At 55.4% G+C, this 14,863-nt stretch carries 13 protein-coding genes; 3 read left to right on the top strand and 10 right to left on the bottom strand.

The features are described 5' to 3' along the window. Positions 1–59 precede the first annotated feature (59 nt). Positions 60–2,255 (bottom strand): alpha-glucan family phosphorylase, encoded by a 2,196-nt coding sequence (glgP, locus tag C5Y83_RS09635; RefSeq protein ID WP_105329458.1) that lies wholly within the window; start codon positions 2,253–2,255, stop codon positions 60–62. Between the two features lie 390 nt (positions 2,256–2,645). Between glgP and C5Y83_RS09630 the strand changes: the two genes are divergently transcribed. The 3 genes from C5Y83_RS09630 to C5Y83_RS09620 all read left to right on the top strand — a co-directional run bounded on the left by C5Y83_RS09630 (position 2,646) and on the right by C5Y83_RS09620 (position 4,836). Beyond that, entirely contained in the window at positions 2,646–3,722 is a 1,077-nt protein-coding gene (locus C5Y83_RS09630; protein ID WP_105329457.1) for an acyl-CoA dehydrogenase family protein, read from the top strand. 44 nt (positions 3,723–3,766) lie between these two features. Continuing rightward, a complete protein-coding gene (cysC, locus tag C5Y83_RS09625; protein WP_105329456.1) occupies positions 3,767–4,435 on the top strand; it encodes an adenylyl-sulfate kinase in 669 nt (222 codons plus the stop codon). A gap of 179 nt (positions 4,436–4,614) precedes the next feature. Next, a complete protein-coding gene (locus C5Y83_RS09620) occupies positions 4,615–4,836 on the top strand; it encodes a BON domain-containing protein (RefSeq protein WP_105329455.1) in 222 nt (73 codons plus the stop codon). 34 nt (positions 4,837–4,870) lie between these two features. Here C5Y83_RS09620 and waaF read toward each other — a convergent pair whose 3' ends face one another. From waaF to rpsR, 9 genes are all read right to left on the bottom strand, one after another. Further along, positions 4,871–5,938, bottom strand: a complete 1,068-nt coding sequence (gene waaF, locus C5Y83_RS09615) for a lipopolysaccharide heptosyltransferase II (protein ID WP_105329454.1) — start codon at positions 5,936–5,938, stop codon at positions 4,871–4,873. Between the two features lie 9 nt (positions 5,939–5,947). After that, entirely contained in the window at positions 5,948–7,450 is a 1,503-nt protein-coding gene (gene rfaE2 / locus C5Y83_RS09610; protein WP_233207177.1) for a D-glycero-beta-D-manno-heptose 1-phosphate adenylyltransferase, read from the bottom strand. Between the two features lie 140 nt (positions 7,451–7,590). After that, positions 7,591–7,956 carry an amidohydrolase gene (locus C5Y83_RS09605; RefSeq protein ID WP_105329452.1) on the bottom strand — a complete coding sequence of 122 codons (366 nt, stop codon included), beginning with the start codon at positions 7,954–7,956 and terminating at the stop codon, positions 7,591–7,593. 26 nt (positions 7,957–7,982) lie between these two features. Next, positions 7,983–8,555: a hypothetical protein gene (locus C5Y83_RS09600; protein WP_105329451.1), complete on the bottom strand. Its 573-nt coding sequence runs from the start codon at positions 8,553–8,555 to the stop codon at positions 7,983–7,985. Between the two features lie 114 nt (positions 8,556–8,669). Next, positions 8,670–12,230, bottom strand: a complete 3,561-nt coding sequence (locus C5Y83_RS09595; protein WP_105329450.1) for an FtsX-like permease family protein — start codon at positions 12,228–12,230, stop codon at positions 8,670–8,672. A gap of 20 nt (positions 12,231–12,250) precedes the next feature. Continuing rightward, positions 12,251–12,943, bottom strand: coding sequence for an ABC transporter ATP-binding protein (locus C5Y83_RS09590; RefSeq protein WP_105329449.1), 693 nt, complete (start codon positions 12,941–12,943; stop codon positions 12,251–12,253). Positions 12,944–12,949: 6 nt separating this feature from the next. Then, on the bottom strand, positions 12,950–13,894 hold the full coding sequence (locus C5Y83_RS09585) for a prenyltransferase/squalene oxidase repeat-containing protein (protein WP_105329448.1): 945 nt from the start codon (positions 13,892–13,894) through the stop codon (positions 12,950–12,952). Between the two features lie 10 nt (positions 13,895–13,904). Continuing rightward, entirely contained in the window at positions 13,905–14,339 is a 435-nt protein-coding gene (locus C5Y83_RS09580; RefSeq protein ID WP_105329447.1) for an acyl-CoA thioesterase, read from the bottom strand. A 159-nt stretch (positions 14,340–14,498) separates the two neighbouring features. Further along, positions 14,499–14,768 carry a 30S ribosomal protein S18 gene (gene rpsR / locus C5Y83_RS29820; protein WP_105329446.1) on the bottom strand — a complete coding sequence of 90 codons (270 nt, stop codon included), beginning with the start codon at positions 14,766–14,768 and terminating at the stop codon, positions 14,499–14,501. Positions 14,769–14,863 lie beyond the last annotated feature (95 nt).

The raw sequence follows: 14,863 nt of genomic DNA, 5'->3' as shown, positions 1-14,863 counted from the left end.
CCATTAGCAGGTCTTCTTCGGTGTTATCATTTTCGGTCGCTCAATCGAGAGCGATCGAATTAGGTAGGCAGTTGGCTACTCAAGCCACCGGCAGCTGGGACGTAGCACAGCTTGGTGTAGTCGGCGACCATGCGGTGAGCACTAAATCGCCAAGCCAACGTGCCAATGCTGTTCATCATCCGCTTGATCCACTCTTGCGGCAGACCATCGACGTCGCGATTGTAGTACAGCGGAATGACTTCGTTCTCCAGCACCTTGTATAGGTCTTCCGCGTCGCGGGCATCCTGTTTGGCGGTATCGGTGTGGGTGCGACCGGTACCAATGGCGAAACCATTGCGGCCGTCGTAAGCTTCAGCCCACCAGCCGTCGAGGATCGAACAGTTCAAACCGCCGTTGAGAACCACCTTCTGGCCGGAAGTACCAGAAGCTTCAAGTGGCTGACGTGGATTGTTCAACCAGACGTCGACACCTTGGATCATGTGACGGCAGACGTTGATGTCATAGTCTTCGATGAAGACGATGCGATCGCGGAACTGCGGATCGTGACGCAGGTTCTGGATCTTCTTGATTTTGGCCTTACCCGGTTCATCTTTCGGGTGAGCCTTACCGCTGAAGATGAACTGAACTGGGCGTTGAGAATCGCTCATCATTTCGACGAGACGATCGACGTCGGTCAGCAACAAGTCAGCACGCTTGTAAGTGGCAAAACGACGCGCGAACCCAATGGTGAGGATATTGGGATCGAGCACGGTTCGTGCGCGTTCCACTGCATCATCGTTTTCACCTCGACGGCGACACTGACGCGAGATGCGGCGGCGAACGAATTGCAGCAGCAGGTTCTTCAGGGTGGCGTGGGTTTCCCAAAGCTCGCCTGGATCGACATTATGAATCGATTGCCAGACTTCCGATTCACCCATTCGCTGATACCAGCCGCTGGGGAAGTGGCGATCGTAAAGCTGCAGCATCTGCCAAGCGATCCACGATGGAATGTGAACGCCGTTGGTAATGTGCCCGATTGGAATTTCCTCTTCCACTCGCCAAGGCCAGAGGTGAGCCCACATGCTGCGCGAGACGTGCCCATGCAACTGGCTCACTGCGTTGGCCCGTCGGGAAGCCTTCAAGCCGAGAACCGTCATGCAGAAGGTTTCGCCTTGGTTGTTTGTATCGACGCGTCCCAAGCCCATCAGCTGTTCGTGCGAAATGCCAATCGATTCACGCAGATGACCGAGGTGTTCTTCGATCAGGCCTGCATCAAAACGATCGTGACCAGCGGGAACTGGGGTGTGCGTGGTGAACACGGTTCGCTTGGCGACTTCACGCAGGGCATCGTCAAAGGTCATGCCGTCTTCGTGCATATGATCGCGAACCGCTTCGATGGTCGCAAAGGCGCTGTGACCTTCGTTCAGGTGATAAACGCCCGGATGGATGCCCAACGCTTTCAAGGCTTTGATACCGCCAACGCCGAGCACCATTTCCTGGCGGATACGCGTACGCTCGTCACCACCGTAAAGTCGGCTGGTCAGTTCACGATCTTCCGGGCTGTTACCGTCGACGTCACAATCCAGCAGGAACAACGGCACTCGACCGACGTTCATCTGCCAAACCTTGGCCAACAGCTTGCCACCCTTCAGATCGATTTGAATCGTGATTGGCTTGCCGGAAGGATCGACGGCGGGCTTCATCGGAAGGTTCTCGACTTTGGTGTCGAGGTACTCTTCCATCTGGTAGCCTTCTTCATTTAAGTGCTGCTTGAAGTAGCCTTGATCGTAGAACAGACCGATCGCAACCAGCGGCACGCCGAGGCCACTCGCACTCTTAATATGGTCGCCGGAGAGAACGCCCAGACCGCCAGAGTAAATCTGAATCGATTCGTGGATACCGAACTCAGCGGAGAAATACGCGACCGGTTTCGCTCCCAGGACGCCAGCATGCGTGTCTGCCCAAGTGGTGCTGCTGGACATGTATTCTTTAAGGCGACGATACGCGTGATTGATTCGGCTATACAGAACCATCTCTGCGACGCGTGTCTCAAGTCGCTCAGGGGTGAACTCCCGGAGTAACGCGATTGGGTTGTGGTCCAATTGTCGCCAGCGGATCGGATCGAGATCGCGGAACAAATTGAATACATCCGGCTGCCACGTCCACCACAGGTTATTGGCCAGAGACATGCACTTCTCGTACAACTTCTCGGCCGATAGCTCGACGGGTGCTGTCACGGATTCTTCGTCAGTTCGTGTCATTTCAGCCTGGCTCATCAGCAGTCACCTAATTGATATTGAACATTCAAGCCCAACGGAGTCGATGCACACTGGCAATGTAGCGAGTTGGCTACTAACTGGCGACCCCGGAAGCGTTTGCTAACCATGGTTTGTTGAGGAATATGGTTGCAAGCAGTGGCGAGCTATCAAGAGTTGTCCGGTAATCCTTTCGCAGCTTGCCAACTTGCCGTAATTTATGATTAAGAGATTCAGGAGCGAACGTTGAGCACCTAAGTGAATCGCTATGGTTAGCAACCAAACGGCTTGCTATTCCGTTGGCTTAGCGAATGATTAGTTGATAAGAATGCGAAACCAAACCATCCTGACGCAAACAGGATGCCAAGATAGACTGCACGTGCGATTCGCGGCGTGCTTGTGAGGTTCATAATGTCGAATAACGAAATCATCACGCCCGATTCACCTAATCTTGGGGCACTTTGTACGCAACTAAGTGCAATGTCGAATTCCTTGCAATCGGCTTCCGATTGGCCTTCGCAGCAGCTACAAATTTGTGCAGACCACGGAGTCTTTCGCTGGTTTATCGCACACGAACAAGGAGGCCTAGGTTGGTCCGGTGATGATGTTGTTCGAGGATATCTCGAACTTTCTGCGGCGTGTCTGACCACCACGTTCGTCATCACGCAACGTACCGGCGCATGTCGTCGTATCGCGAGTAGTGAGAATGAAGACCTGAAAGCAAAGCTGCTCCCCGATCTCTTGTCAGGAAAGACATTCGCCACGGTTGGTATCTCGCACCTGACGACCAGTCGCCAACATTTGAAGAAGCCAGCGTTATTGGCGACGGAAGTGGAAAATGGATTCGTGCTCGATGGCTACAGTCCTTGGGTTACCGGAGGCAAAGCAGCCGACAACCTCGTCGTCGGTGCGAGTATGGAAGATGGCCGGCAACTGCTATTGGCGGTTCCTACGGCGGTCGATGGGCTTGAGGCGGGAGATCCTGCCGAACTTGTTGGTTTATCAGCCAGTCAGACGGGGCCCGTTAACTTTCAAAAAGTCTTTTGCCCTATAGAGTGGGCACTCGATGGCCCGCGCGAAGATGTGATGAAACGAGGTTCCGGAGCAAATACGGGCGGACTCGAAACATCGACCCTTGCCGTAGGCCTTTCGACGGCTGCCTACCGCTACTTGGTTGAACAACAACAGAAGCGAACCGAATTTGCTCAACCGACCGAACGTTTTGAGGCGGAACTAGACAGTTTGAAGCACGACCTCTTAGCAGCCGCTGCGGGGACACCCTCGTGCGATCCGATGCAGATCCGTACGCGCGCGAACAGTTTGGTCTTACGAATCACGCAGGCGGCGCTTAGCTCAGCCAAAGGTGCAGGCTATTTGGAATCGCACCCGGTCGGTCGCTGGTGTCGCGAGGCATTGTTTTTCCTTGTCTGGAGCTGCCCAGCCAACGTCCTGTCTGCGAATCTGTGTGAACTTGCTAGAATTGAGTGAGCAACGACCGCTTACCTTGATCTAACGAACGAAGAATTGCACGCATGGAAAAAGTCGAGATTACTTGGCACGATCACCACGTTACCCGTCAGGATCGCGAATCGCTTAATGGACATGGTGGCGGCGTAGTGTGGTTCACTGGCCTAAGTGGTAGCGGAAAAAGCACCGTCGCCAATGCGGTCGATAAGAAGCTTCACGACCTGGGGATTCATACCTTTCTGCTCGATGGCGACAACGTCCGGCATGGTCTTAATGCGAGTACCAAGATCTTAGAAGATGCCTACGATGCTGAGTTCGCGAAACGATTCGGTCTTGGTTTCGGAGCAGAAGATCGCACGGAAAATATCCGGCGGATCGGTGCCGTTGCTGAGCTCTTTTGCCAAGCGGGCGTACTCGTGCTGACCGCTTTTGTCAGCCCGTATCGTGCCGATCGCGCGGCCGTACGAAATGTCGTCGAGGCCAGCGGAGGGGCAGGAGACTTCATCGAGGTCTTCGTTGATACGCCGCTAGAAGTTTGCGAACAGCGTGATCCCAAAGGGCTATACAAAAAAGCCCGCGCCGGGGAATTGAAAGGATTCACCGGTATTGATGATCCCTACGAAGCACCAGAATTACCAGAGGTCCATTTGGCAGGGGGCTCTGCGCCTCCCGACCAACTTGCCGATCAGGTGATTGCGCGGTTGCGGGAACTTGGCAAGCTTCCGCAGGATTAGCTTGACCATTTCTTGACCACTTTCTACAACTACCGATAGTACCGCTGTCCAAGAGGAACCTGCCGCAAAGGACTTGCAGCAGCGTCTAGCTAACTAGCGTGCGAGCTAATACGCTCGCATCTTTTTTTGCGTTCACTGCCGAACGGGAAGAACCCACTTCGGTTGAAAGAGGATATAGGATGATTAGTTCCTCGAAGAAAGACATCCGTTCACGCGTTGTGACGGCCTTGGAAGAAAGTTCGATTCGTCGACTTCGTTTCATTAAAGTCGAGTTCCAAGACAACACGCTGTGCCTTCGTGGTGAGGTACGATCGTTCTACCACAAGCAGCTTTTGCAGGAACTCGTCCGCTCGATAGATGGTAACGTTCAAGTTCGTAACGACGTCACCGTAGAAGCATAACTCGCTGGCGATAGCTCTTTCGAGCGGCGAATGTTTAGGCCGCTTTCGCCTGGTCCGCTTCCCAGACCAATTGTTGCTGGGCTGTTTGAAGCACATGATTGACGGAAACATCTCGCATGCAGCGATGATGTTTCAGCGGGCATTCACGTTGAGCACATGGACTGCAATCGATGCCGGCGCCAACGATCAATTCGTACGGATTGTAATTTTCGGCCCAGCGAGGATCGGTCGGTCCGAAGATCGCCACCGAGGGGATCTTAAACGCAGCGGCAAAGTGTCGCGGTCCCGAGTCGGTCGTGATCATTAACGAAGCATGGCGAATAACCGCTTTACTTAGACCGATCGAAGGCGTTTCGCTGGCCAAGCTGCGAACCGCCGGATGATTCACATCTCGCTCAATCTGCGAGACCGCTTCTCGTTCGCTCGGACCGCAAATCAGCAGCACGGCATTGCGTGGATCTTGTACTAATCGTTTAGCCAGTTCCTGGTAATATTCCGTCGGCCAATGCTTCGCACCACCGTAAGCTCCGCCGGTGTTGAAAACGATCACGCGCTTGTCGAAGAAGCGAAAGTCTCGCCAGATTCGTCGAGCGATCGAATCGTCCCCTGGTGTAGTTGCCAGTTCGCAGTAACGTGAGCGAACTTCATAGCCCGCCAGTTCCGCCAGGGCAGCGTAGTAGTCGACAGCGGATACCGGAACACGCTTGCCATGTTCGGTTGGTGGACATAGTTTGTGTGTAAGAAGTGGACCGCGACCGTATCGCTTGTAGCCAACTCGCTGCTGCGCACCGCCCAGCCAGGCGAGACCTGCCGAGCTCAACGAGTTGGGTAGCAGAATCGCTTGATCGAAACGTTGCTGCCGAAACGTCTTCACCACGTTCCAAAAACGCTGGCTAGGATCTTTGGCTTTCTTGTTCCACAGAATCACGTCGTCTAGAAAAGGTGTTCCTGCCAGAACATCGGCTACGTACGGTCGCATAACGCCGACCAGCCGATCACCACGAGTCAGGCCCTCGCGAATTGCCCGCAATGCAGGCGTGGCCATGACGACGTCCCCAATCCAATTGGGCAGTACGACCGCGATGTTTCGGAAGTTAGCCATCGTCGGTCCTTAGGCAGCCGTGCGACGAATCGTTTCGTTCGCTGCGACCTTCTGAATGATGTCGGTTGTCGAGAAGCCACCCACGATGTCGACCAAGCGGACTTCGCCACCGTACTCTTGCAGGACGTCGAACCCTGGGATCTCTTCCGGAATGTAATGTCCACCTTTCACCAGCACATCAGGGCGGACCGCTTTGATCAATTCGTATGGTGTTTCTTCGCCGAAAACGACCACATAGTCGACACACGACAAGGCGGCCAACATCGCCGAACGTTCGGTCTCGCTGATAATCGGACGCGTTGGGCCTTTCAGCTTCGAGACACTTTCGTCGCTATTCAGGCCAACGACCAGCACGTCCCCCATCTTCGACGCCTCAGTCAGATTGGTGACATGACCGAAGTGCAACAGGTCGAAGCAGCCATTGGTGAAGACCAGTTTTTCCCCGCGACGCCGATGCTCTTCCGCGAGCGAAGCGATTTGAGCGTGGGTGACGATTTTCTTTTGGCCGGGCAACAGATCGGTACGAAGTTCGGCTTCGATTTCGGCCAGTGGAATCACCGCCACGCCGGACTTTTCAACTTCCAGTCCTGCAGCCACGTTGGCCAGGCGAACCGAATCTTGTTTATTCAAGCCGGAACCCAAGCAGGCACCCAGCATCGCCAGGACCATGTCGCCGGCGCCGGTAATGTCGTATACGCTTCGGGCTTGCGTCGGGAAGTGAGTCGAAGTGCCATCACGATGCACGAGCGCCATGCCATCGCGATCCAGTGTCACGATCACGTCTTGCAGATCGAGTTGCGCACAAAGCTGGCTGCCTGCCGTCGAGGCATCTGCCACGCAGTTCAGCGGCACGCCGGTCGCCATCTCCGTTTCAATTCGGTTGGCTTTCAGCAGCGTCGCGCCACGATAACGTTCGTAGTCGTGGCCTCGCATCGGATCGACCAAGGTCGGAATGTTGTGTTGGTTGGCAAGTTCAATGACTTGCTGCAGAAACTTCGGCGTACAAACCCCTTTCGCGTAATCCGAGATCAGGATGACGTCGAAGTCTTCGATTTGATTTTCGATGCCGGTGTAGATTTTCTCGACCAACCAATCGGCGATCAGAGCGGTATTTTCATGATCGACACGCAGAATCTGGCTAGGATGTCGGGAGCCAGCTCGCCCGACAAACCGTTCTTTCAGAGTCGTGGGGCGGGACGCATCGCAGGCAATCAGCGAAGTGTCGATGCCAGATTTTTGGGCGAGTTCAACCATCTGCGAGCCAGATTCATCGCGACCATGCACCCCGGCAGCGACCACATAACAGTCGAGCCCTTTAAGCATGTTGCAGACGTTGGCGGCACCACCCAAGCGAAGTTCCTGGTCGTCGGCATGCAAAACAATAACCGGCGATTCCTGGCTAATTCGCTGCGCGTTGCCGTAGGTGTAGCGGTCGAGGATCATGTCCCCCAAAACCAAAGCTTTGGCGGGACGCATCGATTTGAACGCTTGCAAGAGCGGGGGGAGGCTCACGGCTCGTCTTCCTTGACGCGGCGGAAATCGAAAAAGTACCAGGCAGCTTCCATCCATGGAGGTATGCCTGGTCGGACGGTCGGGCGTCAGTTATACCGAGGATTGATAGCGAGGCAAATAGCGAACCCCGCCATACGCCTTTAATTTGTGCTAGCACCGAGGATCGCTTCGACCTGGTCGACCACTTGGCGGCAACTTATCGCCGCCATTTGAAAGTTGGTGTGGTCCGAGATCTCGGGCTGGATTTCCTCGAACAGCTCGCACGCCTGGCGAAGTTTGCGAAACTTTTTCTTGGCCTGTTTTAGATAGGCGGTCGGATCGTTGGCCTGAACCGCCGGACCAAGAGCCAGCATGTAGTCGTAGAGCGTCCGAGCAACTTCTTGCAGTTCGTCATCCTCTTCCGTCTCTTCGGCGTGCTTCAAAAAGGTGCGCACCATCCACAGATGGGCCATCTCGAGGTCGATGGCCTTCATCTGGGATTCAGGAGAGAGGGACGTTTCCGTCATAGCAAAGCGCGTTTCTATCGAGCGACTTACTCAGACTCGGGCTTTTCAATTCCCAAAGCGGCTTCCACCGATGGCTTTTCGTGGGCATCCGGAGCCGAAACTTCCTTCGCCGCGTGATCAGCCTTGGCTGGCGGAGCCTTGGGTTGGAATATTAGCACCGTCACGGCACCGGCGACTACCATGATCAAACCCGCATAAAAGACCGGACTGGCCTGGCTCCAAAGGTTCTTGGTTACAAGTGAAATGAACGTTGTCACAACCGGAGCAAAACCAAATACCAATGGCATCACGACCCACGGCTTCCCCCCATTGGTCAAAGCCAGAATGATGCCGAACGCACCAAAAGTACCTGCGGTACCGGCTGCGAAGCTCCACGTAAACCCGGAGAACGACCAGTCGCCTGAAAAGCGGCCTTGGGCGATCAGGATGAACGAAGGAATGATCACGGCGATCACCAGATAGGCCAAGCCAACGCAGATCAGTGGTTTGATGCGATCGTTGCCGAGGTGGTGTTGTCCTTCGTGCAAGACCGGGCCGTAGCTACCCCACGAGAGCGCAGTTAGGGCGATACCACCGATCACGAGCAGAAAATGTTGCATGGTCAGACTTCTCCGGTTCGACACGAGGGGGAAATACTTGTTAGAACGACTTTCCGCCCATTCTAACGGTCGACAGCGACGTTGGCGAGGTCAGGCAAGCAAACCCGCGGGGAATCAATCTCCACGCAGGGCGGGGACGATGTTCCCCTTCAGGGCCGAGCCAACCGCCAGGCGGCTGCTAATAATACCGACAACAAGGATCACGCCTAACATACCTGCGAGTGAGGAAACCGGGATCGAAGCGCTGCCGAACAGCATGTGCGGTACCACGGTAACTAGGGCCGAGATCACGCCAGTCAAGAGTCCGCCGAGAAGCAGCAACATCGTCTCACGCATCACCAGTGATCGGAGCCGAGCATTGGCAAACCCAGCAGCTCTCAGCAAAGCCAACTCAGCCCGACGTTCCAAGATGGTTCGCAGCTGAACCGCGGCCAGGCCGAACGTACCTAGCAAAAGTCCCAACGCTCCCAAACTTTGGAAGGTGGACAGATAGGTGTTTTGCACCGCCAGCAAACTGGTTAGTTTGCGCTGCGACGAAATCGTATCGAAGCCTTGATCGGCCAAACGATTCTCGAGTACTTCCGCCACTTCCTGCGATTTCCCGTTGGGGGATTGGATCAAAAACATCTCGTAACCACTGACATCAGGGTAACGATCCAGGAAGTTTGCTTCCCCAATTAAAAGGTTGCCCTGGAAGATGCTGTTAGACAGAAGGCCAGCGACGACATACTTCGTTTCCCGTCCATCATCATCGTGTGTGGTGAACTGCTCGCCGATTCCGCCGTACAAGTGCAGCGCATACATTGCTGTGTTTTTATCAACGACGACTGGGATCGGTTGATTGTCGCCGTCGGCTGGCTGGTCGAGCACATGCCACGGGTTCTTCTTTGCTTGCTCGCTGTCGGCCGCCGAGCCGGCCCATTCGAAGCTAGTCGCGTCTGCTTGGTCGTAATAAGCGGTCATGCTTGGCGTAACGCCTAGAACACGCGGACTGGTCGACTGATAGAGGTTTAAACAACTTGCGTCATCGCCAGGTTGGACACGCAAGGAAAGTACCGTCGTGTCGGACAGTTGTTCTTCTTCCTCGGCACTAAAGCCGGTATCAATGCGCCCTTGCACGGTGTTCAGGTCGTGGAACAGTGGCTGCGAGCTCTCAGCAATTAAGTCCATTCCGCCTGAGCCGGTATCCGTGGGGGAAAGACGAAACGCTCCGATCGCAACAATTAGAAACGCTGCCGAACCGATCAGGCCAATCGTGAGCGTACTACGACCTGGGTTACGGGCCGCATTGCTCAGCGAAAGCTGACCCAGGGTAAACGAGCGATCATTGCCTGAACCGGCCCCATTTCGAAGAGCGTGCCAAAGCAGCAGTAAGCAAGCGGTTAGCACCAACGCACCGGAACCGAAGAACGCCCCTGCCTGAGCTTCGCCACCCAAGCTAGTCGCCAGAACGGAAAGCCCGACCGCGCCAACGGCGCAAGCGAGCCCGACGTAAAGAGCCCAATGACTACGCTTGCCAAAGGTTTTTTGAGTATCGGTGGTCGAGCCGGCCAGCAGCCCTCGGATCGAAAGCTTTTTCAGCCCTCGCATCCCGAAGTAGATCGTAAGAAGGCAAACCAGAGAACCGCTTAGCAGACCAATGATCAAGCTACTGGGGTTATCCAAATGTAAGAACAGAAACGGAGTGACAACCGCCCCAAGCCACCACGTTCGGAGGCCGACCAGCATCAACCACGCATAGCCAATCCCGATGATCACACCCGCAATGCTGCCGATCAGTGAAATCAGACCCGCTTCACGCATCAGCAGCCCTTGCGTCACCTTTCGGTTAAGCCCAACCGCTTGCAGCAATCCAACCTGCTGGCTGCGTTGTTCCAAGCCTAGACGGAACAGCAGTGAAACCAGCATCAACGCCGATGCAATGATGAACATCGAGAAGCCCATGAATAGCACGTTGAACGGCGTAGTACCGGCGGCAGCCTGCAGGGCGTCTTGCCGAACGGTGATCAGCCGAAAGCCAAGGTCATCGCGGTGGGAGGCCAACGCTTCTTCGATCTGTGATTGCAACGCATGTTCGTCAAATTTGGTTCCAGGAAAGCGAAAGGAAGTGACATCGCCGAAACGGCTTCCCCACAGCGCTTGCCCGGTTGCCAGCATCAGGAATGCTTTGGGTGTCGTGCGGTAGTTATCCCAATACTCTTCGTCGTTGCCGTCGATGCGGGTGTTGTCGTAAGGGAAGGGGGGATCCCAGTCATCGATCGATTCCTGATCGGTAATCCCTTCCACAACCGGTGTGTAATCCGAATCATTGGCCGTGGTCGGCGCCTGATCGTACTGGGCAGGACGATTCCGCCGAAACGCTTCTGCTGGTTCCGTGAGCGGCGTGATCGCAGCCAGACGAAACGTGCGACCTGTTTCTTTGGCCACACCATGCGAGCTTTCTGGCTCGAAGTATTTCAGGTAGATGGTATCGCCCAGGTTTAGCTTCGTTTGCGCAGCCGCGTCTTCTTCGCTGAGCTCGGGCTTCTCGCGACGGAGCTTGGCAGCGGCATCTTGTTCTAAGCGATTCACGGTCCAGGAATTGAGGACGATTTCGTCCGGGCCAATCTCTTGGATCTCTTCGCCGTTCAAATTCTTCAGGCGGTAGTCGAGATCACTGAAATTTAGCGCCGTGATCGTGGAATATGGAATCGCGAGATCGTCTGCTTCGGTAGGCAACTCGCCGCGACCAATCGATGTGGCCAGGTAGGTGAAGATACGGTGCCCGTCCGCTGGCATTGCGTCGTGAATCGCATCGGCGGCAGCATGCCCGAAGATCATTCGGCTGCTGGTTAGTTGCCAGTAATCGTAGATGGTTTCCTTATCGCCACCCTCAGGCTGAAACTGCTGCTCAACTTTGTTGAGCGCGAAGTTATAGTCTTCAAGCGTTAGAAAGAGCTTGCTCAAGTCGAGCTCTTGTCCGTCAGGGTGGCTGACCAGCACGGCGTTGATGCAATCGTCCTGTTCCAACGCGTCTTGCAGGGCCGTTCGTGAAGCATAAGCGTTGAGCGGCAGCTGTTGCGTCGGGTACATACCAAATCGTCCGAGTCCGTCAGCTGGGATCACGGCAATCACTTTCAGCCGCGGCAAGCTCTGCGTTTCTGCAGTCTTGCGGCCGAGTGGGCTATCGGAAGGAACATCGTTTCCGCCAGGTAGGCGCAGCGTAACTTCGTCACCGACCTTTACGCCTAGTTCGGCAGCGAGTGGCTCGTTCAATACGATTTCGTCTTCGCCGATTTCAGTAGGGGACCACCCCGCCACGCTGCCCAGCTTCCAGAAATCTTTGTCGATCCCGAAAACGGCCAGGTTGCCGGCTACTTTGATCGGATCGCCCGGTTGGTCGACCACCGTTTGTAGTGTCCCTTGCATCAAGACGATTGGAACAGCTGTGGTGTTAGCGTTCTCCTCTGCGATTTGCTCGGCTACGGAAACGCGAAAGAAGCGATCTGCCAGCAGCACTTCTTGGATACTTCCCAGACGCGAAATGGCCAGGTCGCGGAGGCTGCCACGTACCGAATCGCCGATGATCAGCGCCCCGGTTAGCACCGCAGTGGCTGCGGCGACTCCCAGCAGCACGGCCAGATTCGTTTGCCAGAATTGTTGTGCACTTCGCAGCACTAACCGCCAACGATTCATCGGAGTGATCCTTTCCGCGGTTAGGCCTGAGTGGTTGCGTTTTGCAGTTGCAGCTTCCCATCGTCCAGTTGGTAACGTCGCTGGAAGATCTCGGCCAGCTCTTGGCTATGGGTTACGACGATCAGGATCGTGCCTTCTTCCTTTTGAAGTTCCAGCAGTAGATTGCCGATCACTTCGGCGTTGGTCTTGTCGAGGTTGCCGGTCGGTTCGTCGGCCAGCAGTAGTAGTGGCTCGTGAATCAAGCTGCGGGCGACTGCCACGCGTTGACGTTCACCACCGGAAAGTTCCGCTGAGCGATGTTCGATCCGCTGCGATAGCCCAACTCGCTCGATCAGCATGCGAGCACGCTCGATTTGCTTAGGTGTCGCACTCCCTTCGGCGAGTGTCGGAACGAGGACATTCTCTAAAACGGTTAGCTGTGGCAGCAGATGATGGTCCTGAAAGATGAAGCCGATGTTCTGGCTGCGAAACTTGGCCAAGTCGGTCTCGCTCAGTGCAAAGGGGGATTGGCCGTTCAGTTTCACGCTGCCAGAAGTAGGTGTGTCGAGCGTGCCAATGCAGTAGAGCAAGGTGCTTTTGCCGCAGCCGCTGGGGCCAAGGATTGCCGCACTATCCCCTTGAGAAAGCTCCAGCGAAATGTCTTTGAGCACCTTCAGCGATTCGGCTCGCGTGGGGTACTCCTTCGACAGGTTCTCGATTTCCAGGTCCGCCATGATGGGTTAATCCAGTTGGAAGTCGCTTGGGGTGTGCAATAGGGCGAGGCTACCCAAACCATAAAACGTGTATTCCACGTCTGCAACCTCATCCCAGGCCGCACCGAAGAAGCCGCCGTTGGGTTGTTCGAGACTACGAACATATCGCAGGGCTGCGTCTTGGTCGATCTCGTCGAATGCCGCCAGGTCAGTCAGGGTGAGCATACCAGTGAATGTGCTTAGCACATCGGCAATCGGTATTCGGGTGTTGGCCCGCAGTCCCCCTTCATCGTTCTGCATCTCGACCAAAAAGTCGAGAGTTCCTTCGATGATCTCTTCCGTCAGGGCATCTAGAATTCGCAGTGCGCCGATTGCGGCAGCGGTTGGATTGGTACCGGCCCGTTTGCTGGCGCGAATCTCGCGAAAGCCTCCTTCTTCCGACTCTTGCGAAAGCAGGAACTTGACCATCGACTGCGGATCAGGGATCGGTTGTTCAATCAGTTGTAAGCATAACAGCACCAGGAACGTGTGGTACGTGCTGCTGGCCATTCCTTCGGGGCCCTTAGCATAACCGCCGTCGTCACGCCGTAAGCTATTCAAGGTTTCGGCAACGGTTTGCTGCCAGCCCTCCGGAGCTTGAGCAAAGAGGTCGATCCCGGCTGCCGTTTCCAGCAGTTTGGCTCCGTAGATCAGCGAAAGGAAGTCGACGACCGATTCGTGCCCCGATAGCTTGGTTTGAAGGAACTCGGCACTACGCTGGGCAACTTCTCCATGCAGTTCCCCAAGGATCGCCAAGCTACGTAGGCCAAAGCTGGTGTAATAGAGGTCGCTTGCGCCTTCTCTTCCAGCAAAGCCCCCATCAGGCTGCTGCTTGCCCAGCAGGAACTCGATATGCCGAGTGCGGACTGCTTCGTCCAGTTCACCGATTCCGGCGGCTAGGCGAAGGGTAAGTTGTTCGTGGTAAGAAAGCATACGGGCCAGTTCAGGTTGGTGGGGTCTGGTCAACGAAGGGGAGCAACTTCTCTTTGAACCATCCGGGAATGTCCATGCTTTTGGGCGGGACGCCAGGACGAACCTGGCAGCAAACGGCCGTGATGGTTCCTTCGGCCAGGCGTTTTCCTTCGTGTTCGAAGCGGAGCCGATAGGTCACGCTGCGGCTGCCAAGCTGATCGATCGAAAGCGAAACATCGAGTACCTGTTCAAACTTGGCAGGGCTGCGGAAGTCGCAATGGACCGAAACCCTGGGCCAGCTCATCGACGCGTCTTCCAACTGGTGGTGCACGCTGAGCCCCAGCGATCGCAGGAATTCGTGCTCGGCCTGTTCCATGTAAATCAAGAACGCCGAGAAATGAACGATTCCAGCGGCATCGGTATCTCGAAATTCGACGCGGCGCGTGGTCTGAAACGATTGCGACATGAAGGTCTCCTTGGCCCCATTGTTGGCAGCTGGCGCCAGTAATCAATACGAGGGACCCATTTAGGGAGCTTATGTTGACGCTGCACGCGCATAGAAAAAGCCTGCTTCGTTGCGGAAAGCAGGCTCTTTCGTGAATTGCTTAAGACCGGTTCGGCAGACCTAGTCTTTGACGTAAGCCAACAGGGCCATGAAGCGGGCACGCTTGATCGCTTGGGTCACGGCGTGCTGGCTGACCGCGGTGCAGCCGCTCTTGCGACGACCGACGATACGACCATGGCGATTGGTCAGCTTCTTCAACAGCTCCACGTCCTTGTAGTCCACGAACATCGGGCGCGGACGTTTGCCATCGACGAAAATCGGATCCTTTTTGGATACACGGGCTTTGGTCTTGGCACGCTTGCGAGCTTTGGAGCGGTTGGCTGGTCTCATATTTCTCTTTCGGGCGATTTCTTTCGGCCGCATTCTGACGCGACCAGACTCGATATAACTGAGGTTTCCGGGCCGCAAATGCCCTTAACCTGGGA

The sequence above is a fragment of the Blastopirellula marina genome (genome assembly GCF_002967765.1).
Taxonomy (GTDB): domain Bacteria; phylum Planctomycetota; class Planctomycetia; order Pirellulales; family Pirellulaceae; genus Bremerella; species Bremerella marina_A.
The sequence above is the reverse complement of the archived record's forward strand: the minus strand, read 5'-3'. Positions and strand labels throughout refer to the sequence as shown.